Origin of the sequence: Providencia lanzhouensis (assembly GCF_050469745.1) — a bacterium.
In the GTDB taxonomy this organism is placed as follows: domain Bacteria; phylum Pseudomonadota; class Gammaproteobacteria; order Enterobacterales; family Enterobacteriaceae; genus Providencia; species Providencia lanzhouensis.
On the sequence record NZ_CP174123.1, the window covers coordinates 2,375,055 to 2,397,624 of the forward strand.

At 43.3% G+C, this 22,570-nt stretch carries 20 protein-coding genes; 5 read left to right on the forward strand and 15 right to left on the reverse strand.

The window, feature by feature from the left end; genetic code table 11:
* Nucleotides 1-158 precede the first annotated feature (158 nt).
* On the forward strand, nt 159-656 hold the full coding sequence (locus ACIH2S_RS11290; RefSeq protein ID WP_036953122.1) for a TIGR00645 family protein: 498 nt from the start codon (nt 159-161) through the stop codon (nt 654-656).
* A gap of 72 nt (nt 657-728) precedes the next feature.
* Here ACIH2S_RS11290 and ACIH2S_RS11295 read toward each other — a convergent pair whose 3' ends face one another.
* A complete protein-coding gene (locus tag ACIH2S_RS11295; protein ID WP_272533623.1) occupies nt 729-1,706 on the reverse strand; it encodes an alpha/beta fold hydrolase in 978 nt (325 codons plus the stop codon).
* 209 nt (nt 1,707-1,915) lie between these two features.
* Here ACIH2S_RS11295 and ACIH2S_RS11300 point away from each other — a divergent pair, with 209 nt between their 5' ends.
* From ACIH2S_RS11300 to ACIH2S_RS11310, 3 genes are all read left to right on the forward strand, one after another.
* Entirely contained in the window at nt 1,916-2,524 is a 609-nt protein-coding gene (locus ACIH2S_RS11300; protein ID WP_108477964.1) for a TetR/AcrR family transcriptional regulator, read from the forward strand.
* A 31-nt stretch (nt 2,525-2,555) separates the two neighbouring features.
* On the forward strand, nt 2,556-3,737 hold the full coding sequence (locus ACIH2S_RS11305) for an SGNH/GDSL hydrolase family protein (RefSeq protein WP_321146481.1): 1,182 nt from the start codon (nt 2,556-2,558) through the stop codon (nt 3,735-3,737).
* A 163-nt stretch (nt 3,738-3,900) separates the two neighbouring features.
* Nucleotides 3,901-4,452, forward strand: a complete 552-nt coding sequence (locus ACIH2S_RS11310; RefSeq protein WP_108477962.1) for a class IV adenylate cyclase — start codon at nt 3,901-3,903, stop codon at nt 4,450-4,452.
* A 54-nt stretch (nt 4,453-4,506) separates the two neighbouring features.
* Here ACIH2S_RS11310 and lolE read toward each other — a convergent pair whose 3' ends face one another.
* The 3 genes from lolE to lolC are packed head-to-tail and all read right to left on the reverse strand — an operon-like array spanning nt 4,507 to nt 7,650.
* Nucleotides 4,507-5,754, reverse strand: coding sequence for a lipoprotein-releasing ABC transporter permease subunit LolE (gene lolE / locus ACIH2S_RS11315; RefSeq protein ID WP_036953114.1), 1,248 nt, complete (start codon nt 5,752-5,754; stop codon nt 4,507-4,509).
* Nucleotides 5,754-6,455 carry a lipoprotein-releasing ABC transporter ATP-binding protein LolD gene (gene lolD, locus ACIH2S_RS11320; protein WP_036953112.1) on the reverse strand — a complete coding sequence of 234 codons (702 nt, stop codon included), beginning with the start codon at nt 6,453-6,455 and terminating at the stop codon, nt 5,754-5,756. Before lolD ends, lolE begins: the two co-directional genes overlap by 1 nt.
* Nucleotides 6,448-7,650: a lipoprotein-releasing ABC transporter permease subunit LolC gene (gene lolC, locus ACIH2S_RS11325; RefSeq protein WP_430247468.1), complete on the reverse strand. Its 1,203-nt coding sequence runs from the start codon at nt 7,648-7,650 to the stop codon at nt 6,448-6,450. Before lolC ends, lolD begins: the two co-directional genes overlap by 8 nt.
* 227 nt (nt 7,651-7,877) lie before the next feature.
* Between lolC and mfd the strand changes: the two genes are divergently transcribed.
* Nucleotides 7,878-11,324 (forward strand): transcription-repair coupling factor, encoded by a 3,447-nt coding sequence (gene mfd, locus ACIH2S_RS11330; protein ID WP_108477961.1) that lies wholly within the window; start codon nt 7,878-7,880, stop codon nt 11,322-11,324.
* 81 nt (nt 11,325-11,405) lie between these two features.
* Here mfd and ACIH2S_RS11335 read toward each other — a convergent pair whose 3' ends face one another.
* The 11 genes from ACIH2S_RS11335 to ACIH2S_RS11385 all read right to left on the reverse strand — a co-directional run bounded on the left by ACIH2S_RS11335 (nt 11,406) and on the right by ACIH2S_RS11385 (nt 22,564).
* A complete protein-coding gene (locus tag ACIH2S_RS11335) occupies nt 11,406-11,768 on the reverse strand; it encodes a tetratricopeptide repeat protein (protein ID WP_108477960.1) in 363 nt (120 codons plus the stop codon).
* Between the two features lie 11 nt (nt 11,769-11,779).
* Nucleotides 11,780-12,382, reverse strand: coding sequence for a UmoD family flagellar biogenesis regulator (umoD, locus tag ACIH2S_RS11340; RefSeq protein ID WP_036953106.1), 603 nt, complete (start codon nt 12,380-12,382; stop codon nt 11,780-11,782).
* 510 nt (nt 12,383-12,892) lie between these two features.
* On the reverse strand, nt 12,893-14,197 hold the full coding sequence (locus ACIH2S_RS11345) for an NAD(P)/FAD-dependent oxidoreductase (protein WP_108477959.1): 1,305 nt from the start codon (nt 14,195-14,197) through the stop codon (nt 12,893-12,895).
* Between the two features lie 297 nt (nt 14,198-14,494).
* Nucleotides 14,495-16,114 carry a bifunctional metallophosphatase/5'-nucleotidase gene (locus ACIH2S_RS11350; protein WP_108477958.1) on the reverse strand — a complete coding sequence of 540 codons (1,620 nt, stop codon included), beginning with the start codon at nt 16,112-16,114 and terminating at the stop codon, nt 14,495-14,497.
* 17 nt (nt 16,115-16,131) lie between these two features.
* Complete coding sequence (locus ACIH2S_RS11355) at nt 16,132-17,481, reverse strand: OprD family outer membrane porin (RefSeq protein WP_036953100.1); 1,350 nt, start codon at nt 17,479-17,481, stop codon at nt 16,132-16,134.
* Nucleotides 17,482-18,413: 932 nt separating this feature from the next.
* Nucleotides 18,414-19,439, reverse strand: coding sequence for a beta-N-acetylhexosaminidase (gene nagZ / locus ACIH2S_RS11360; protein ID WP_036953098.1), 1,026 nt, complete (start codon nt 19,437-19,439; stop codon nt 18,414-18,416).
* A gap of 65 nt (nt 19,440-19,504) precedes the next feature.
* Entirely contained in the window at nt 19,505-20,389 is an 885-nt protein-coding gene (locus tag ACIH2S_RS11365) for a phosphotransferase (protein ID WP_430247469.1), read from the reverse strand.
* Nucleotides 20,382-20,975 carry a penicillin-binding protein activator LpoB gene (gene lpoB / locus ACIH2S_RS11370; protein ID WP_108477955.1) on the reverse strand — a complete coding sequence of 198 codons (594 nt, stop codon included), beginning with the start codon at nt 20,973-20,975 and terminating at the stop codon, nt 20,382-20,384. The genes ACIH2S_RS11365 and lpoB overlap by 8 nt, the downstream gene beginning before the upstream one ends.
* Entirely contained in the window at nt 20,972-21,391 is a 420-nt protein-coding gene (locus ACIH2S_RS11375; RefSeq protein WP_036953092.1) for a YcfL family protein, read from the reverse strand. Before ACIH2S_RS11375 ends, lpoB begins: the two co-directional genes overlap by 4 nt.
* A gap of 6 nt (nt 21,392-21,397) precedes the next feature.
* On the reverse strand, nt 21,398-21,748 hold the full coding sequence (hinT, locus tag ACIH2S_RS11380; protein WP_036953089.1) for a purine nucleoside phosphoramidase: 351 nt from the start codon (nt 21,746-21,748) through the stop codon (nt 21,398-21,400).
* A 33-nt stretch (nt 21,749-21,781) separates the two neighbouring features.
* Entirely contained in the window at nt 21,782-22,564 is a 783-nt protein-coding gene (locus tag ACIH2S_RS11385; RefSeq protein ID WP_036953086.1) for a metal-dependent hydrolase, read from the reverse strand.
* Nucleotides 22,565-22,570 lie beyond the last annotated feature (6 nt).

Genomic DNA, 22,570 nt, shown 5'->3' on the forward strand with positions numbered 1-22,570 from the left:
AAAACAAATATCTCAATAACCTCGATTTAATAACTTTTTTATCATCAAAAAGACATTTTTTTCACTTTCAGATGACAAAAAACTTTATCCCCATCACACCTAACGGCTAAAATAGCCGCCATCTCACTATTTTGGTTTCTCTTATTTGAAGGATTTCCATGGAAAAGTTTTTTGAAAGAATGATGTACGCTTCACGTTGGATCCTTGCGCCCATTTATTTGGGACTATCACTGACATTGCTGGCGTTAACCATCAAATTTTTCCAAGAAGTATTTCATATTCTGCCAAGCATTTTTAGCATTCCAGAATCTGATTTGATCCTCACGCTGCTATCTCTCATTGATATGGCGCTGGTGGGTGGATTACTGGTGATGGTGATGTTCTCAGGTTACGAAAACTTCGTCTCTCAATTAAATTTGTCTGATCATCATGAAAAGCTGAATTGGATTGGGACTATGGATGCGACGTCACTGAAAAATAAAGTGGCTGCCTCCATTGTCGCCATCTCATCCATCCACTTATTGAAGATTTTCATGAACCTCAAAAACGTCGAAAACGATAAGTTGATGTGGTATGTGATCCTTCATTTAACCTTCGTGCTGTCGGCGTTTGTGATGGGTTATTTGGATAAAATGACCAAGAAAGCTAAGTATTAGTTCTCTCTCAATACACACGATTCGGCATAAAATAAGGGAAGCTCACTGCAGCTTCCCTTATTGTTTCAAATATTATTGTTTCAAGAACGGTAAAATGTGGCTCATTAACTGTTCAGGACACTCCTCCGTCACGAAATGACCACACTCCCCAAGCATCGCCCCTTGTAATTGGGTTGCTCGCCCCTGTAACGTCAATTGCGGCGCATCTCGGGTTGCCTGATCCGCCCCAATCGCCAATACTGGCATGGTGAGCTTTTTCTGCGCTCGCTGTTTATTTTGCTCAATCGTCTGTGGAATAGCACGATAATAGGCAAAGCCAGCTCGCAGTCCCCCCGGAGAAGCATACGCATCAATATACGTCTGTGCGGCAACGCGATCACGACGATAAGCCCAATTATCAAAAATAAAGTTAAGATACTCACGCTCTTTACCTGCCGTCAGCGTTTCCGGTAAATCTCGCACTTGGTTGAACATAAAATGCCAGAGGAAAATATTCTCCTCAGGATCAACGAAAATACTCGGTGCTGGCGCTAATCCTGGAATAACCGCTTCAGTTAAGGCTATCTTTTTCACGTCTGCGGGATAATCACTGGCCAGCGCATACCCTACCCACATCCCAATATCATGCCCTATCACTGAATAGTGAGTATGACCCAGTTGCTTCATCATTTCGTGCAATGTGGTTGCGGCAGCGCCCGTATCATAGCCACTTTCTGGCTTATCAGAATACCCTGTTCCCAATGGATCAACAGCAATAGCGGTATAACCATTAGCAGCGAGATCCGTCATCACATAGCGCCACGTGTACCATGTTTGTGGCCAACCGGGGATCAATAAAACTGGCTCACCTTCCCCAGCGGTAACATAGTGAAGGCGCTGCCCGTTCACTTTCACATAGTGATGTTGAAAGCTGGCTTCATTCGCCTCAATGGCTGGAAGCGTAGCACTTTTGGCTGTTTGAGCTAGGTTTCCTGCTGCTAACGTAGCTGTTGCTTGCAAAGAGAGCGTCATCAGAGAAACGAGTAACACCTTTTTAAATACCGAATTCATATTTGTTCCATACACTTTTATGTGGGTAAAAAAGCCACTCATTCACGAGTTGCATTAATTATTTGTCGATCAACAATGAATAGGTTAAAGGTTTTTTTAATTCTTTGTCAATCGATAAATAATAATTATTTGTCATTCGACAAAGAAGTGATAGTATGAACGCATTCTCATTCAGCGCATCATTATCATGTTTTAAGGGGATCATCGTTATGGCGGGAAGACCAAGAGAGTTCGACCGAGACGCGGCATTAAATAAAGCAAAACTTGTCTTTTGGCAAAGAGGTTATGAAGGTACGTCGATGTCAGATTTAGTCTCTGCTCTAGGCATCGCTTCTGCTCGCATTTATGCGGCATTTGGCTCGAAAGAAAACCTATTTCGCGAAGCTATCGCCCTGTATCTAAGCCAAGAAGGCGCTTTTGCTGATACTGCATTACAAGAGCCTAATACGCGTCTAGCAATAACACAGTTATTAACCCAAGCTGTCGAAACTTACACCCAACAAACGCATCCACAGGGGTGCATGGTAGTTTTATCACTGACCAACTATGCCAGTGAAAATGAAAACATTATGTCTTGGCTAGCGAATTACCGGAAAGACCGTACCACCGCCATCATACAACGTTTAAATGAGGGTGTAACTCAAGGGGATTTACCCAAGGAAACAAACACCCAAGCACTTGGCGATTATATCTCAACACTATTTCACGGCATTTCGATTCAAGCTCGCGACGGGGTGAGTAAAGCGCATTTACTCGCGATGGTTGACGTTGCTATGACTGGGTTTGATTCCTTTATCTCAGCATCAACTGCCCACTGATTATCCACTTCAATTTTAGGAAAAAATTGCTATGTCCTCATTCGGTTCATCTCCCAGTCGTGCATGGGTTTGCACATGGCTTTCAACATCTCAGCCCACCACCGGTGAGGCATTTCCGTTTCCATTGGAGATCCCAACCTTATTGAATAACCAAACCCTACAGCAAACGCTGCGCATCACATTAGGCGGGCAACAATTACGCCTTGTGTTTTCGAATCGTTATGGCTCTCAGCCCCTAGTGTTGGGTGAAAATGTCATTCTTGTAAAATCGCCATCTGGTCAGTCATGGAGCGCCCCTGTTCTGTTTAATGGGCAATCCGGTGTTTCTATCCCCGCAGGGCAAGTGGTGTACAGTGATGAAATCATCCATCCTATTCACGATTTGTCTGAAGTCACCCTACGAACCTATCTACCGGCTCCTACGCTTGTAGAGACCTTTCATTGGGATGCGCGACATTATTCTCAATTAACATCGGGTAACGGTGTTCATTCCAAAATGATGAAAGAAAGCCTACCAATCAGTTCGCGTTTATTATTAGAAGCTGTTGAAATTCAGAATCAGGCGCCAAGCCAAGCGATTGTCGTTATTGGCGATTCCATGGTGGATGGCAATGGTGTCGAAATGGGAACTTATCGCCGTTGGGTAGATTTTTTTGCTGAGCGTACCGTTTCTCAGCACACAGCGGTGATCAATGCGGGCCAATCGGGTTCTCGCTTACTCAAAGATGGTATTGGCATCAGTACATTATCTCGCTTTACTCGGGATGTTATTGAGCAAGCTGGCGTAACCATTTGCATTGTACAAGTGGGTCTCAATGATATTGGGCTTGCACAAACCGCTCTAGCGCCTGCGGATATGACGCCTTCCGCTAGCCAGTTGATTGAAGGTTATCGTCAATTACTTGATATGGCGCATCAGCATCATATTCGCGTTGTCGGCGTCACGCTTGTTCCGCTACGCGGTGCAGACGAATATGGATTAGATAACTTCTATACCTCCGAAAAAGAAGCTATTCGCCAAGAAGTGAACGAATGGATACGCACTAGCGATGAATTTGATGCATTAATTGACACTGAACAACTTGTGCGCGACTCGCAAAATCCTCAACAATTAGCGCTAATCTATGATTCCGGGGATCATCTCCACCTTAACCACGCAGGGCATCTGTTGGTTGCGAATTCAATTTCCTTTGATACTGTTATTGGAGTTTAAAACAGTCATTAGCATTGAAACCATAGGTATGAGAATAACTTTTCGTACCTAATTATTCCGCTATTCTTTGATACAGCTTAACATTACCTTCAGCCACACCATCATTCTCTATGTTACTATCCACCGACCTAATCCATCATTTAAAACAACCTTGGATAATAGAATGAGTGACCATTTTGTCGGGAAATTTGAAGTCGAAATTAAGTTCAAACTACCCAATTCTGACACTTTTCTTAAGCAGCTTATCAATGATAATGCTGAAGCATTTACCGTAAATAATCATGAGGTTGATGACTTTTTTGACTATCAAGATGGGCAGTTAGCCGCGCAAAATATCAGTATGTCCGTGCGGGAGATGACACCCTCAGGGATTAAACTCTGGATAGTCAAAGGACCAAGCAGTGCCGAGTGTAAAGCGATTGATATTGCAGACTGCCAACATGTCAAAAACATGCTGAGCACCTTGGGATATCAATGTTACCTAACGATTGCTAAACAGCGCAGCATCTATTTTCTGGATGATATTCATATCACCATTGATTACTTGGAAGGTATTGGTTGGTTTGCTGAATTTGCGATTATGACAGACGATGAGAGCGAGTTAGACAACTTGTACACCAAATTACTGTCTACCGCGCAACACTATGGTTTTACAGAAGCATTAATTGAAACTCGCAGCTATAAGCAGATGTACCTTGAGAATTTGATGAAATAGCCTTAGATAACATGATGAAATAAGGCGCGACTGTTTCCACTCGCGCCTTATTGATTACTGACCGCTTAGAATGCGGGCTGGGTCTAACTTACTTGCGCGTCTTGCTGGATACCAGCTAGCTAATAAGCTCAGAACAACCGCGGTGGACAGCACATAAATCACATCCATCACATGCAGTTCGGAAGGCAGGAAGTCAATAAAATAGATATCCCCTGATAAGATAGGATGACCGATAATCACTTCAAGTCCCTTAATTATTGTGGTTAAATTCAAGGAGATTAGTACCCCCAGCACCACACCGATAAGTGAACCAACCAGTCCCCCGATTAAGCCATACCACAGGAAGATTGCGCGAATTTGCCTATCTTTTGCCCCCAATGTCCGCAGAACTGCAATATCACTGCTTTTATCTTTGACTGCCATCACTAGCGTGGAGACAATATTAAAACAAGCGACCCCGATGACTAAAATCATCGCCAAGTACATGACACTACGAACCACTTGAATGTCGTTGTACATATAGCCGTAATCGCCTATCCAGCTTTTCACGACCACATGATGCATCGTTTTAAGCCCAGCGTCATACACCACTTTATCGGCTTCGAAAGGATCTTTAGCTTTAATTTCAAAACCGCTAATGCCGTTTCCATAACCGAGATATTCCTGTGCATCCGCTAGCGGAACTAAAGCAAGCTGATGGTCGAGTAATCCACTTAAACGAAAAATTCCCGTCACTTGGACACGAATACGCTTAGGTTGCTGAATTTTCATGCTGTCATCGGTATTCGGAATCATAATTGTTATCCAATCCCCGACTTTTACATTCAGCGAATTCGCCACCCCTTGCCCTAAAATGATTGACTGTTTACCCGCCTCAAAATGTTGCCACGCATCATTTAGGATAAACTCAGGCAATGCACTGACTTGGGATTCCGTCTCGTGAGAAACGCCCATAATCTGGATGGCTTTCAGGTTCGCGCCGCGCTCAAGTAGCCCCGTAAAATTCACATAGGGGCTGACCCCTTGCACACCCGGCGTTTTACGGATCACATTTTGGGCAAATTCCCAATCTTGATAAGGGGCTTCAACCGCGTAGATTTGCCCGTGAGGCACCACCGAGAGCACGCGGTTATTCAGTTCTCGCTCAAAGCCATTCATGGCACTTAAGCCGATAATTAACACCGCCACACCTAAGACAATGCCAAGGGTCGAAACAATCGACACCAAAGACACCATTTCTGTCCGGCGACGTCCTCGGCTAAATCGCAATGCCGCTAATAGCGTCAGAGGCATTTTAATCATTACATTGCCCCCAGCGTAATTTCCTGTTGCAAATGACCATCACGCATTTCTAAACGTCGGGATAGACGACTCGCCAGTTTCATATCATGGGTGACCACTAAAAATGCCGTTTTTTGCTTGCGGTTTAGTTCACCCAATAATTCAAAAATCGCATCCGCATTACGCAAATCGAGGTTACCTGTTGGTTCATCCGCCAGCACTAACGCGGGGTCATTCACCAATGCACGAGCAATAGCAACACGTTGGCGCTCACCACCAGATAATTCAGATGGGCGATGATTGGCTCGGTGCTCTAACCCTACCGCTTTTAACATTTCGGTGGCTTTCGCAAACGCCGTTGCTTTCGCAACACCGCCAATTAACAGTGGCATCGCCACATTTTCTAATGCTGTAAAATCAGGTAATAAATGGTGGAATTGATAAATAAAACCGAGGTCTTTATTACGAATTGCCGCACGAGCGTCGGAAGAAAGCTGATTAATCTGCTGCCCACGGAAAATGACATTACCTTGAGATGGCGTATCTAACCCGCCAAGCAGGTGTAATAAGGTACTTTTACCGGAACCTGAGCTACCCACGATAGCCATAGTTTCGCCTTCATTCATCGTGAAGCTGACATTCTTTAACACTTCTGTGGAGAGTGCGCCTTCTTGATAAATCTTACTTAAATGTTCACAGACCAGAAGTGGTTGGTTATTCATATCGTAAAGCCTCAGCAGGTTGTACCGCTGCCGCACGCCAAGAAGGATAAAGCGTCGCCAGCAAAGAAATCAGCATCGCGCACAGCGCAATAATTAAAATACCCGGATAATCGAGTACAATCGGGAGTGCCACTCCCCGTGGTAATAAGCCAATTAACGGCATAATTACGTTCAATTGGCTCGATAGCAGCGTACCCAACACGGTACCAATCAATGTACCGATAATGCCCGCGCCCGCACCTTGGATCATAAAGATAGTCAGGATTTTGCTACGTTTGAGCCCTAAGGTTTTCAAAATCGCCACTTCGCCTTGTTTTTCCATGACTAATAAGGATAACGACGTAATGATATTAAAGGCCGCTACCGCGATAATCAGGCTCAGCAGCAGACCCATCATGTTTTTTTCCATTCTTACTGCTTGGAAAAATTCGCCTTTACGCTCACGCCAATCTGTCCAAACTAACCCTTCCGGCAGTGTCTGTTTGCTCGCCACATCCACTTGCAGAGGTTCGTCCAGATATAAACGCCAGCCAGTAATGTTTCCGGTTGAGTAACGTAGCATTCGCGCTGCATCAGGCTGAGCAACAATCAATTCGCTCGTATCCGCTTCGCCATTCGTTTGAAAAATACCCGCAACCGTAAATAAACGCTGACTAGGTATACGCCCCATAGGGGTTAATTGACTCACGCCCGGGATAATCAAGCGCACTTGGTCGCCGCGTTTTACGCCGAGGGTTTCCGCCAGTCGATTACCGAGAAAAACATTGTATTCCCCATCGATTAAATCACGGCGATCCCCGCTTATCAGCTTATCGAGTAACAAGGAGGACTCATCGGAACGAATTCCTCCCATCACTCCCACTCCTACGTTAGTTCGACTTTGTAAAACCACTTCCGACTGAACAATCGGCTCAATTTTCTTAACGCCTTTGAGGTTTTTTAAGTCCGTGATGGGATGTTGATTGGGATCGATATTTCCCGTATTTGAGGTCAATATGGCCTGTGGCATATAAGCAAGTATGCTATCTTGTAACGAACGTTCAAAACCATTCATCACAGACGTCACGGCAATCAATGCCGCAACACCAAGGGTTATGCCTATTGCCGACAAGCTGGACACAAAACGTCCAAATTTATCGACTGCGCGCCCACGCATATAGCGCAGACCTATAAAGAGTGAGACAGATTGATGCATGAAAACGTAATGTCCCTGTTGCCAAAGCGAAGTGTTCAGGGATAATAAAGGGTACGATTGATGAATGGAACCACCCAACCGCGCTTTTGTGGTTTTTTTTATTATAAATACTATTTGTTTAGATCACTTTCAGACTACTCAATGAGTTCTGTGGGTCGTTTAATTAATTTTTAATTGCCTAACTAATCATTAATTAACTAGTTAGCTATGAGAAGCTGAATATTTCTATGTCGTCAAATTATCGTTATGAACTGCCCAGTCGTGCTGGAGATGTCCGCCATTTAGGCTGCTTAATTGGTGCTGCGGGTCCCTTAGAATGTGCAGAAATGATTGAACGCCATCAAGGTCCTGTCGTGATTGTTACGCGTGATATGCAAAACGCATTACGCGTTCGTGATGAACTTCAACAGTTTACCCAACATCCTATAGAGACACTGTCGGATTGGGAAACGCTACCCTACGATAATTTTTCGCCGCATCAAGAAATCATTTCTCACCGTTTATCCACTCTATACCGCTTGCCAACACTGCAAAAAGGGGCGCTGATCCTCCCCGTTAATACCTTAATGCAGAAGGTATGCCCTGCTGATTTTCTAACGGGACATGCTTTAGTGATGGCTAAAGGCGATAAGCTCTCACGCGATAGCCTGCGAGACGAACTAGATAAAGCCGGATATCGCCATGTTGAGCAAGTACTTGAGCATGGTGAATATGCGATTCGCGGAGCATTACTCGACTTATTCCCAATGGGTAGCGACCTGCCATTTCGTATCGACTTTTTTGATGATGAAATTGATAGCCTACGCACCTTTGACGTCGATACCCAACGCACTTTAGAAGAAGTCAGCGCAATCAACTTGTTGCCAGCTCACGAGTTTCCGACCGATAAAGACGCTATCGAGCGTTTTCGTAGCCAATGGCGCGAACGTTTTGAAGTTCGTCGTGATCCGGAACATATCTATCAGCAAGTGAGTAAAAACACCCTGCCAAGTGGGATTGAGTATTGGCAGCCACTGTTTTTCGCTGAACCGTTGCCCTCTTTATTTGAATATTTACCCGCTAACACCCTGTTTGTTTCGCAAAATCTGCAAGAACCCGCAGAGCGGTTCCAGCAAGATGCTCAGCAACGCTATGAAAGCCGTGGTGTTGACCCAATGCGCCCATTGCTTCCCCCTGCCGAGTTATGGTTAACCGTCGAACAGCTGAATCAAAACTTAAAAAATTGGCCTCGGGTACAGCTGTCTACGGAAAAATTACCGAAGAAAGCCGCCAATACCAATTTAGACTATCAGCCACTTCCGGATATTAGCACTCAAGGGCAAAGTAAAAACCCATTAGAAAAACTGCGTCAGTTCACCGAACAGTTTGATGGCACGATTGTGTTCTCCGTGGAGAGTGAAGGACGCCGAGAAACGGTGAGTGAATTACTCGCTCGCCTGAAAATCCGCCCTGAAATTATCAGCAATTATTTTGATCAAACCCAAGACCGTTTTGCCATTACGATTGGCGCAGCAGAGCACGGCTTTATTCAGCCAGAAAGCCACCGCGCATTAATTTGCGAAAGCGATTTACTGGGTGAACGAGTTGTTCGCCGCCGCAGTGACCAACGCCGCACCATCAATACCGATACGCTCATTCGTAACCTTGCAGAGCTACGCCCGGGTCAACCCGTGGTTCATATTGAGCATGGTGTCGGACGCTATCAAGGCTTAATCACCTTAGAAGCGGGTGGTGTTCCCGCCGAGTATTTGATCCTCACCTACGCAGGCGAAGATAAACTGTATGTCCCTGTTTCTTCATTACATTTAATTAGCCGCTATGCAGGTGGAGCCGATGAAAATGCACCGCTGCATAAGTTGGGTAGTGACAGTTGGGGACGCGCTCGCCAAAAAGCGGCGGAAAAAGTGCGAGATGTGGCAGCCGAACTTCTGGATATTTATGCTCAGCGAGCCGCAAAAGCCGGATTCGCCTTCAAACATGATAAAGAGCAGTACCAAGAATTTTGCCAAGGTTTCCCATTCGAAACTACCACCGACCAAGAGATGGCGATTAATGCAGTATTGAGTGATATGTGCCAGCCTCTGGCAATGGATCGCTTAGTCTGTGGCGATGTGGGCTTTGGTAAAACAGAAGTCGCCATGCGAGCTGCATTTTTAGCGGTCAACAATAATAAGCAAGTGGCTGTACTGGTTCCTACCACTCTACTAGCCCAGCAACATTATGATAATTTCCGCGACCGCTTTGCAAATTGGCCAGTACGTATCGAAATGCTATCGCGCTTTAAAACGGCCAAAGAGCAGCAACAAATTATTGCGGAGGCCGCAGAAGGCAAAGTGGATATTTTGATTGGTACCCATAAATTGCTACAAAGCGATATTCAATGGAAAGATCTGGGTTTACTGGTAGTGGATGAAGAGCACCGTTTCGGAGTTCGTCATAAAGAGCGCATTAAAGCGATGCGTGCTGATGTGGATATTCTGACCTTAACGGCGACACCTATTCCACGTACCCTGAATATGGCGATGAGTGGTATGCGGGATTTATCAATTATCGCAACCCCACCCGCTCGCCGCTTAGCCGTAAAAACCTTTGTTCGCCAATATGATGATTTAGTGGTGCGCGAAGCGATTCTGCGGGAAACATTACGCGGTGGTCAGGTTTATTATCTCTATAATGATGTGGAAAATATCGAAAAAGCCAAAGCGCGTCTTGAAGCCTTAGTGCCTGAAGCGCGATTTGTTGTGGGTCATGGACAGATGCGAGAACGCGAACTTGAGCGAGTTATGACGGATTTCCACCATCAACGGTTTAATGTCTTGATCTGCACCACGATTATTGAAACGGGTATCGACATCCCAACCGCAAATACCATTATTATTGAACGTGCTGACCACTTTGGTTTAGCGCAGTTGCATCAGCTACGCGGTCGTGTGGGTCGTTCCCATCACCAAGCTTATGCTTACCTGCTGACACCGCATCCAAAAGCCATGACCACCGATGCACAGAAACGCCTTGAAGCAATATCGTCTCTTGAAGATTTAGGGGCTGGGTTTGCGCTAGCGACTCATGACCTTGAAATTCGTGGAGCTGGCGAGCTATTGGGGGAAGACCAAAGTGGGCAGATGACTACCATCGGTTTCACCTTATATATGGAGTTACTCGAAAGTGCGGTCGATGCACTGAAAGAAGGACGCGAGCCATCCCTGGAGGATCTCACCAGTCAGCAAACTGAAGTGGAACTGCGTATGCCAGTACTGCTGCCTGATGAGTATATCCATGATGTGAATATCCGCCTGTCTTTCTATAAACGTATTGCCAGCGCTAAAGATCAGACCGAACTGGATGAGCTGCGTATCGAGCTAATCGACCGCTTTGGTACCTTACCTGATGCAGGTAAATTCTTGCTGTCGACAGCAGGCATTCGTTTACAAGCGCAGAAACTGGGCATGAAGCGGATTGAAGCTCATGAGAAAGGCGGATTTATTGAGTTTAATGAACGCAACAAAGTCGATCCGATGTTCTTAATCAGCTTACTGCAAAATCAGCCGAAAACGTTCCGCATGGAAGGGCCTGTCCGTTTGAAATTCTTCCACGATTTAGCCGACAGAGCGACGCGTTTAGACTTTATCAAGCAGCTAGTCGCTGATTTTGATGAGCATCAGCTGGTATCGTAGGGGCAATCATCCTCAACAAAAAAGCCATCGATTCACTACGATTCGATGGCTTTCTTTTATGTAGCTTTAACCAATAAATGACTACTTTTTATTATCTATCGAATGACCTATCGCTTCTAAGTGTCCCAGAGCATCGCTATTGCCCTGCTCCGCAGATTTCTGAAACCATTCTAAGGATTGGTGAGAGTCATCAGATAAGCGCGCACTGGTTTCATACATCATGCCCATCATATATTGCGCTTGAGCATGCCCTTGGCTAGCCGCTTTCAGATACCACTCAATGGCTTTTTCCTCATTCTCTTCAACGCCTTCCCCTACATCATACAGAGTACCAATCTCATACTGTGCATCGAGGTCACCACTTTTGGCTTTCAACATGAGTTCATTAAATGAGGGGATATTGCGTGACCTGAAACCTAAAAATTCCAGTAATTTTTTCAGCATGGTTTCTCTTTCTACTCAAACATTCCAAAGGTATTTTTACCCGTTTTAACTTCCAGTACGGTAGACGGTTGGTAAGCTTTTGGTAGGTCATCTGGCTTCATACAGTAGAATGGCAAAATGCCTTTTGCCCCTTCACGCAGGGTTTCACATGCCGCTTTACTGGACATGGTTAAATCTAACTGCCCATTTTCATTTAGAGGAATAAACACCGTTGGCTCATACGGCATTCTCACTTTACCAATCGTATCGCCAATACGGTAAATTACATCATAACCCACAATAATCTGCTCTAAACTTTTGGTGATCACACACGTTCTTGGTTCATTGCTGGAGAATGGAGGTAGCGACCTGCCTTGTAAGGATTGGATCATCAAAATGGTTCTGCATTCGCGTTGAGCGGGATGCCAACGAGATAACGACTCTTGCGTGAATGTGCCTAAAATACCCGTGACCGAACAGTTTTCATGTTCCACCATACGCGTTGCCCTAATGGGTTCGGTAGATAAAACAGTGGCAATTTTTACTTCGTCACTGCGCACAAAAGAGAAATAAACGACAGCAATTAGGCAAACAACAACGAATGCGGCTAACAACAACTTAATTTTTAGCTTCATCGCTTGCCCTTTTTTTAAATAGTGAATGTGTTAGCTATTGTAGCTTATCTAGTATCAACTACATTAATTACATACAATAAATATGGTTTTTTAGATTAGTCTGAGTATGAGACATACATCTTATTTACTTACGCGTAATAAGTTTACCGTGAATAGTCGTAAATAATTAACTAAATCCATTTCAATATATTACACCAAATAAAAACCCCATCTATTCCTTTGTTTTATAACAAAAAAATAAATTTCCCCAATAATAGGTATCATGAGTGATTTAAATTAACAATATGCTGCCTTTTTGTATTAAATCACACTTAACCCAAACTCATTAGGGTAATTAGCTGACTTTATGGCGTTTATTTAATGAATAAATATTTAAAATATATGTACCGTTTTAACTGGGTACTATTATTTTAAATACATTTTTATTCTGATTGGAGAATACACACGATTATTCACTGATAACCGTGTATATCCTTGCGATTGCAGAACTGAAAAAACGATAACTACAGATTAATGTAATTTCAGTTTAGGTCGAATAATACGGTTAATGCTGCCAACCAGCATCATTAAGCCCGTTTTTATATAGCCATGTAATGCAATTTGGTGCATGCGATATAGGGAAATGTAGACAAAACGAGCTATACGCCCTTCTACCATCATATCTCCACGCATTAAGTTCCCCATCAAGCTACCTACCGTACTAAAACGAGATAACGAAACTAATGAACCATGATCTTTGTAAATGTAGTTTTTCAGTGGCTTATCTTTCATTAATGCCACGATATTGTCATAGCATAAGCTCGCCATTTGATGAGCGGATTGTGCTCTTGGTGGGACAAAACCACCTTCTGGTTTTGCACAAGACGCACAGTCACCAATAGCGAAAATTCCATCATCCAACGTGGTTTGTAATGTCGGCTTAACCACCAACTGATTGATACGGTTTGTTTCTAAACCTGCAATATCTTTCATAAAGTCAGGTGCTTTGATCCCAGCCGCCCACACCATTAAGTCAGCATAAATTTTGCCGTCTTCTTTGGTATTTAAGCCATCGGCATCCGCGCTGGTTACCATGGTCTTGGTTAATACTTTCACGCCCAATTTATTCAGTTCTTGGTGTGCTGCGCTTGAAATACGCGGTGGTAATGCAGGTAAAATACGCTCGCCCGCTTCCACTAAGGTCACATTTAGCGCATCAGTGTCTAACCCTTTAAAACCATAGCTCGTTAACTGCTCCACCGCATTATACAGTTCAGCAGAAAGCTCAACCCCCGTTGCCCCACCGCCGACAATGGCGATATTCACTTTTTCTTCCGCATTATCACGTACTGAATAACGCAAGAATAAATTCAGCATTTCATCGTGAAAACGGTGAGCTTGTGCAGGACTATCAAGGAAAATGCAGTTCTCTTTTACGCCTGGGGTACCAAAATCATTCGAGGCACTTCCCAACGCCATGACTAAAATATCGTAATCAATTTCACGCAATGGCACTAACAGCTCTCCATCTTTGTCACGCAGTTCACCGAGAACCACTCTTTTATTTTCTCGGTCGATATTCGTGAGGGAGCCTAATTGGAAGTGAAATGCATTGTGACGAGCATGGGCTAAATAGCTAATAGCATCAACACCATCATCCAGTGAACCTGTCGCCACTTCATGAAGTAATGGCTTCCATAAATGGCTTGGGTTACGGTCAATCAGTGTGATATCCGCACGTTTTTTACGCCCTAATTTACGTCCTAAACGTGTTGCCAGTTCTAAACCACCAGCACCACCGCCTACAACAACGATTTTAGGTTGAGTTAAGGTCATACGCCCCTCATATAAAATATATTAATGTTATTTAAGATTTCTAATAACAAAAAACTTAAATAACACTAATTCACCGTCTTTTATTTTGTTTGGGTTTGAAGAATATCATGCTTGGTTATTTGGTCATACCAAATGTTGATGCAAATCAATTTAGTTGATTATTATGACAACGATCACGCTCGTCAAATCATTTTTTGAAAAAAAAGAAACGAGTCAGCTTTATTTAACTTAGAGACAAAAAAGCCCGAGAATGGCGTTATTCTCGGGCTTGGAAACCTAGCATTTTGTGGGGGTATTTTACTTCACTTTCTTAATACGCTCGTCAGTCGGCAACTGAATTGGCGAGTTATCTTTGAAGTATTTCATCAGCGCTTCGTTATCCGGCAGGCTATAGATACGGTCTTTACCTTGTTTAAAGGCAGAGAAACGGCTACCGCCGGTTGCCAGAAATTCATTGGCAGCGACACGATAGTTTTTCTTCATATCGATTGGCTTACCATTTAATTTCATTGAGCTTGCAATCACTTTATCGCCTACCGCACGACTGTCATCCCATTCGTAATAAAAACCGTGGGAAACTGGCATGACTTGCGGGCGTTCACGATCCCACTGTTGCTCTAACGCTTGTTTGATTTGCGCGCCAGTTAATGATTGCGTAACGACCACATTCGAGAATGGCTGCACCGTAAAGATATCACCGTAAGTCAGCTCCCCTGCTTTGAGATCAGCACGAATACCGCCGCTGTTCATAAAGGCAATTTGAGCGCCGCCCGCATCTGGAGTCGCAGCAACATATAACTGAGCATCGGCGATAATTTTACCTAATGTTGAATCCCCACCCGCCGCTAGTTTTTTATCCGCCGGCGCACTCAACGTACCCATCACTTGTTCAGCAATCGGTTTGGAGATGCGTTCATAGTTTTGGATAAAACGGCTTAATTGTGGATCTTTCTCATAACGGCTGGTTTCTACCGGAATATTTTTCGCATTAATGCTAACGATATCCTTGGTTTTTCTATCGATTTCAATATTCAATTGAGACAGTAATGTCCCGTTAGATTGTGCTGAAATGACTTTTTTTCCATTAATATCACAGTTATACGCTTGATGCGTATGGCCGCTCACCACAAAGTCCACATCCGCATCGAGCTGCTTAACGATCTCGACAATAGGTCCTTTGATGTTATCGCAACGGTTAATATCTTTAACCTTGGTATCCACTTGCTGAGTTGCCCCTTCGTGGATCAACACACCAATGCTACGAATACCCTGCGCCTTAAGCAATTTCACTTGCTGGTTAATGGTTTCGGCTTCATTTTTAAACTCTAAGCCCGCAGTACCACTTGGTGTAACGATGGCAGGCGTTCCTTCCAGCGTTAAACCAATAAATGCCATTGGTACGCCATCAAACTTCTTAACGTAATAAGATGGGAATAGCGTCTCACCGGTCTCTTTGACAATCACGTTCGCGGCTAAATAGTTAAAGTCTGCACCAGCAAAAGACTCTTTACCCACACAGCCTGCGGTAGGATGGCATCCACCATTTTGCTTTCTCAGTAACTCGATTTTACCTTTGTCGAACTCATGGTTACCGACTGCACTAGTCTCAAGACCAATTGCGCTAAGCGCTTCAATGGTCGGTTCATCGTAGAACATCGATGACAGTAATGGACTCGCACCCACTAAATCCCCTGCGCCGACAATAATGGTGTTGTCGTTTTCCGCTTTTAATTGCTTAACCAGTGTCGCAATGGATTCGATTCCACCGAGTTTACCATCCCCCGGCGCTTGTAATGCACCGTGGAAATCGTTAATACCAATGACTTGAACTTTTACGGTATCGCTCTGTTTTGTGGCACAGCCTGCTAATAAAGCACCTGATACCAGCAATGTCACTAAACTGATTTTATGATTCATCTATTCATTGCCCTCAATTACATTTTAAAGCGATAAGTGGTTGTCATCGAACCGGATAAAGAATGTGCACGACGCGACTCACCATCATACAGTTTTGGCGTGGAGTTATCAGACTCTTGCTGATGGTGCCAGCCCATACCGCCACTTAATGAAACGGAAAGGTTTTCAGTTGGTTTCCAGTAAGTAAATAAGCCAACCTGACCTTGTTTTAAACGCTCACCGGAGTAAGAGAATTCACTGTAGTTACTGTTAGCCCCGACAGACCAAGTTGGGTTAACTTGATATTCGGCTTTTAACGCCAACATGGTTTCGCCATCACGAACATAGTCAATATCGGCATAGGCTGGTGAATTAAAACGTCCACGAGTGTTACCAATTGGGTTACGTGCAAATTGCCCTACGCCATTGGTTTTATGTGCGGTGGTATGCGTGATGCCCGTCATTAAAGTCCATGGTGTTTCTGGAACGCGCCACTCAATTTCACCCGCATAGTGCCAAGCACGCTTATCAAAGTTTTGTTTGCCACGTTTGGTATCTGTCGATGTACGCTTACCATCGCTACCATATTCATGACCATAAATTTGAGAAGATAAGGTGATATCTGAGTTAAGTTTATATTTGATCTCTAAACCTTGTTGACGGAAAACATCATCAGCCTGACCAATAAAATAAGAAGCTTTCAATGGTTTGGTGTTGTAGTTAATGCCACCTGTAACCACATGGTTGATATCGTGATTAACACCATTTCCGTCACGGAAATACATTCTGTCAATATTTGGACTATCACGACGCATCACTTTGCCATCAAGATAGAGCAAATCTAAGTTCCAATCGCTAATTGCGGTGTTGGTATAATAACCATTATAGGTGTTTAAAGATAAACGCTGAGAGTTGGTAAAAATCCCCGTATTTTTCAACGTGAACCAACCCGCTTTACCTTTGAAATTAACAGGTTCAAAATCTAATTTAAATTTAGCGTAACGCTGACCAATTTTGTTATAGCCTTTCGCTTCGCCATCATCGTTATATAAAATTGCTCGAGAGGCGAAGTCTTTACTTGCTGCCAGTTTGATTGCGCCGTAATAAGAAGCATCAAACCCGATAAAATCAGCAAAATACCCTGATTGGTAGTCTAACTGAATATTCTGACCCCAAGCTTGTGCAACTTGTTTTCTGTAACGTTGCTCGTTGGCATCGTAACGGTTTTCTGACTTCAGGTATTTCCACATATTTCGTGTAGAAAGTTCTAATTCAGAATCTGCAACAAATGAGTTTTCCTTGATGGCATTTTCCCAATCGCCAGCATTAGCCCCAAACGCAACGAAACAAGATGGAAACAATATTAACGCTATTTTTTTGACTTTCATTTAAATTAAACCTAGTCGTGATTATTAGAATATAACTACCCGCACCCAATTTTCATTGGGTGTTATGGCACCTTGCTATCTTTCAATAAGTAACAATTTTATTTAGCTTTAATTACTGCAATAGTCTTTAATGATTATTTAATTTAAGTTGCATCCTCTATTCTTTAAGCACAATTTATTTTCTTGGCGTTAAGAATAAAATTTAATTATTTTATAAGTCGAAATAATTAATCCAAACGTGCAAATTTAATTTAAGTTCACACCATGATTTCAAACTTATTTGGGCAATATTCAACCGCACTCTGATAAGGAGCACTTTGCGTTGATATTCATAATGAAAAGTATGCTAACGTAATTTTATGTCAATTAACACGATCAGCGTCACAACAAACCAGATACATTGCAAATCACACATCATTCGATGTGATATCAATCACTTTATTGGCTATTGCAGCTATTAATTGTATTTCATATTTAAACAATAATTTTGCTATTTTAGTCATCTATATTTTAATGAAATGTTATTTACTAAAGTGAAATAACATTTTTATTTAAATCAATAACATTAACCCATAATTCAGACCTTCTATTTAAATAAATGGCTAAGTCAATCATTCTGTTTTTAAGCGATATACTGGTTTGATTAGTTGAAATGAAGAATATTTATCATCTATAGAGAGATTATTTAACGCCAATTAATCATTCTAACTAGGAATTATTCCTAGTTAATTCCATGTAGCAACTAATATTAACGTGTGATTTTTACACACATATTGAATATAGATACAGTATTACTAATCAATTTAGATAATCTCTATCTTTGCTTCTATTCAATTTATATCAATGAGGTTACCCGTAACTTATTCAGTGAATTTAGGATAAAAAAAACCGATGGGTCATTATCCCATCGGTTCAATTTCAACACAGTTTAATTAGCGGTTACGGTGTTCTTGCCATTTTTCATGTAATTCGACTAATTGACGGTGACTTTGCTTCCAACGATCCACCGATTGTAGCTCATTCAGTGAATACTGGCGGCCACTGTGGTACAGCTTAGAAGCGCGGCTGTCACTTTGTTTCGGTAAATTATCCAGTACGCTCACCGCACCTTCTCGATTATTACAAACAAGGATCATGTCACAGCCCGCATTCAATGAGGCTTTCGCTCTCTCTGGGTAACTTCCCATAATGGCAGCACCTTCCATCGATAAGTCATCAGAGAAGATAACGCCATCGAAACCAAGCTGCTCACGTAATACCGATTTTAGCCAGAATGGTGAACCACTCGCAGGACGGTCGTCCGCTTGAGTATAAACCACGTGAGCAGGCATAATCGCATCAAGCAATTCACGCTGAATAAAGTCTTTAAAAATAGACATATCTTTGCCACGAATTTGCTCGAGTGGGCGATCATCTCGTGGCGTTTCTTTATGGGAATCGGCTTTGACGGCGCCATGCCCAGGGAAGTGTTTACCTGTGGTTTTCATTCCTGCGCTGTGCATACCGCGAATAAAACGCTCTGCCATCATCATCGCAATTTCAGGATCTGCATGGAATGAACGCTCACCAATGGCGATGCTTTCATGCCCTAAATCCAGCACAGGTGCAAAGCTAATGTCGATATCCATAGCAATCATTTCTGCGGCCATTAACCAGCCTGCTTCTTGTGCTAATTTAGCACCATCCATCTGATTGTTCAGTTCAGCAAAAGCTTGTGCAGAAGGTAATGCGGTAAACCCATCACGAAAACGCTGTACACGGCCACCTTCTTGATCCACAGCAATCAATAAACGGTGTCTTGATGCATCACGGATTTGTCGCACTAACTCACGCAACTGTGCCGCATCATGGAAGTTACGAGTAAATAAAATCAACCCGCCTACCAGTGGATGAGCTAAAATTTCACGCTCTTCGTTGTCCAGTTCATAACCCTGAACATCCAGCATTATCGGACCCATAACATGCCTCACTTGATTAATTTTCACAAATTCTCGTGTATTCACGGAGATTTTATATTACCCAATCAAAGACCAAAATAGTCTCGTAATGGGGAGGAATCGTTTAAAAACTGCGCTTCTTGACGCTGGCTCCACTGGACTTCATACCACATTAACGTCATGTATTTGACCCACGGCTCCCATTGCAGGCAGTGCTCTGCCAAACGGAATTTATCTTTATAGGCGCCATAGGTGTAGCAATATTGCGTCAAGAAATAATCTCGCTGTTCTACCGTCAAGCTATTGAATTGAAAATAGGTTTCTAGGGACAAACCAATATCGGTATTTGCCGCATATTCCCAATCCACCAGCATTTTTGGTACCCCTTGCTCACACAGCACATTGCCCGGATGAATATCCATATGAGCGGGTGCGAGCTTTAATACCTTTGGCATTGGCGTGCGTAGAAAGCGACGATGTACCCGCTTCCAGCGTGCAGAGACTCTTTTATTATCAATTAAATAGCCATAATGAGCAATCTCATTACGTAACGGTAATCGGTAATTTAATACGTCATGATTATGGAGCTTAGCAACGATCTCTGCCAAGTTTTTTTGAAATTCAAAGGAAAGAAATTGTTCGCAGCTAGGATGGTCTCCATCAACCCATTCCAATAATAACCAATGGGTATTACGCCCGATGACTTGAGGTGAATAAGGAAAATCTTTCAGTTGCTTAAGAATATGCGCTTCTTTACGGCGATTAATATACAACGCATTTTGCGCTTGCCCATCTGAGCGGGCGATTAATTTGATGGAAGGAACCGTATCTTGAGTTTGAGTAGCGTATCGCTTTTCAACTAAATAGCTGCCACCTGATAACCCTGCTAATGGCGAGACTTCCCAGCATGATGCTAAAACAGCTGGGAAGCATTCAGCAAGTAATGCAAACAGTGATGATTGATTACTCAATACTCTGTTTTCCAGACCACACAATCTCACCGGTTTGCACGTCCATTAACTGCATTTCAATGCTGCGTTCTTTAGAAGAGCCTGACATGACACTGTAAATCACATATTGCGCTTGGACGTAACGTCCTAAACCAATCGCTTTACTGCGAGTTACCAGACTATCATCCTGCGACAGTCCCAATGTTTTACGGGCAGCACTGACGACGCCTTGAGGAACCACTTTAAACTTATTGGTTTTCATGACTTCACTGGTTAATGCAGCCGTGACTGCCTGTGAAGGTAAACTTCCGCTGGTATTATTTTTGACAGAATCGACCAGCAAAACTTTGCCGCTTTCAACACCATTGTCCGCCACCATTTTCTTGACTAACGGCTGTAATGCCCCAGCCCAATCAATGGTTTGCTGCTTTGGTGGCATCGGTACTGTGTCTGTTGGTGGTGGAGGTGTTAATTCCGGCTGCTTTTCAGGCTGTTTCGGTGTTACACTCGGTTCAACTGGAACAATCGGGGGTTTAGGCCCTTGAGGGACTGACGGACAACCTGCCAAAATAAATGCTGCTGCTGCGACCAATAAGATCCGTTTCATTGTGACTCTCCAGCTATTGAAGGTAAGAAAACATAGATACGCGCATTACGTGCAAGCGGGGATGTTGTGACCTCTTTTAGCATCACTGACGAATTAGCAGGGATGACTTGAGATTGACTCTTTGTTGAATCCACTCTCAGTCCTTGCTCGTCATACCAAAAGATACGATACATCACAGTGACCGGTTTCTTTTCAATATTGCTCATATTGATAGTTGCGGTCGCCGTTACACTACCGACCTTGATCACTGGTTTTTCTACAATCACGCCCGCTGCTAGCACGGAAGGCTCCATCACGATGCGCTGCTGATCATTAAATGATAACCCTGTTTTTTTATTCCAAGCACAACCACTGAGAAACAACATGAGTAAGCTCAGTGTGGCGATGTATTTTAAGGTTGATGCAGCACGTTTCATGATGAATTACTTAGCCAACAATGGGCCTAATGGACGTCCACCCACTAAGTGCATATGAATGTGGAAGACTTCTTGCCCTGAATGCTTGTTACAGTTCATAATCAGGCGATAGCCATCTTCAGCAATCCCTTCTTCTTTCGCAATTTTCGCCGCCACGGTAAATAAGCGACCTAATGCCAGCTCATCATCAATCGTCACATCATTCACGGTTGGAATTAATTTGTTCGGAATAATCAAAATATGCGTCGGTGCTTGTGCCGCGATATCACGAAATGCAGTGACCAGTTCGTCTTGATAGACGATCTCAGACGGGATTTCACGTCGAATAATTTTACTGAAAATAGTCTCTTCTGCCATGACAAATTCCTTAATAATTTAATCGTTATCTATTTATTGCCCAACGTGTAAATGGAATAAACGGTTGAAGTTTTCTGTGGTAATTTGTGCCATTTCTTCAACACTCACCCCTTTCAATACAGCCATATACTCCACCACATCACGCACATACGCAGGTTGGTTCTCTTTACCACGATGCGGTACTGGGGCTAAATAAGGTGAATCTGTTTCCACTAAAATTCTATCTAATGGCACAACTCGCGCTGCTTCTCGGATCTGTTCAGCATTACGGAACGTGACAATACCAGAAAAAGAGATATACATCCCTAAATCCAGTAAATCGATGGCCGTTTGTTGGTCTTCCGTAAAGCAATGCAACACACCGCCACACTCGTCAACTTTCTCTTCACGTAAAATAGTCAGTGTATCTTCTCGAGCGGAACGAGTATGCACAATCACGGGCTTATTCACTTGACGACCAATGCGAATATGCTGACGAAATGACTCTTGCTGTAGTGCCGCATTCTCTTGCTGATAATAGTAATCTAAGCCCGTTTCACCGAGCGCGACCACTTCACTGCCCGCCGCTAATTGCGCCAATTTTTCAAAATCATAACCTTCATCCAAGTTCAATGGATGAATACCGCAAGAAAACGCGACATTGTCGCGCTTTCCAATTAACTGTTTCATGCTTTCAAAACCTGGCAAAGTGGTTGCCACGGCTAACATAAAGCCGACATCTCGTGCAGATGCCTTTGCAATAACATCATCGACGTTAGTGTGTAGTTTTTCGTAATCTAAACAATCGAGATGGCAGTGTGAATCAACAACAAACATAGTCTA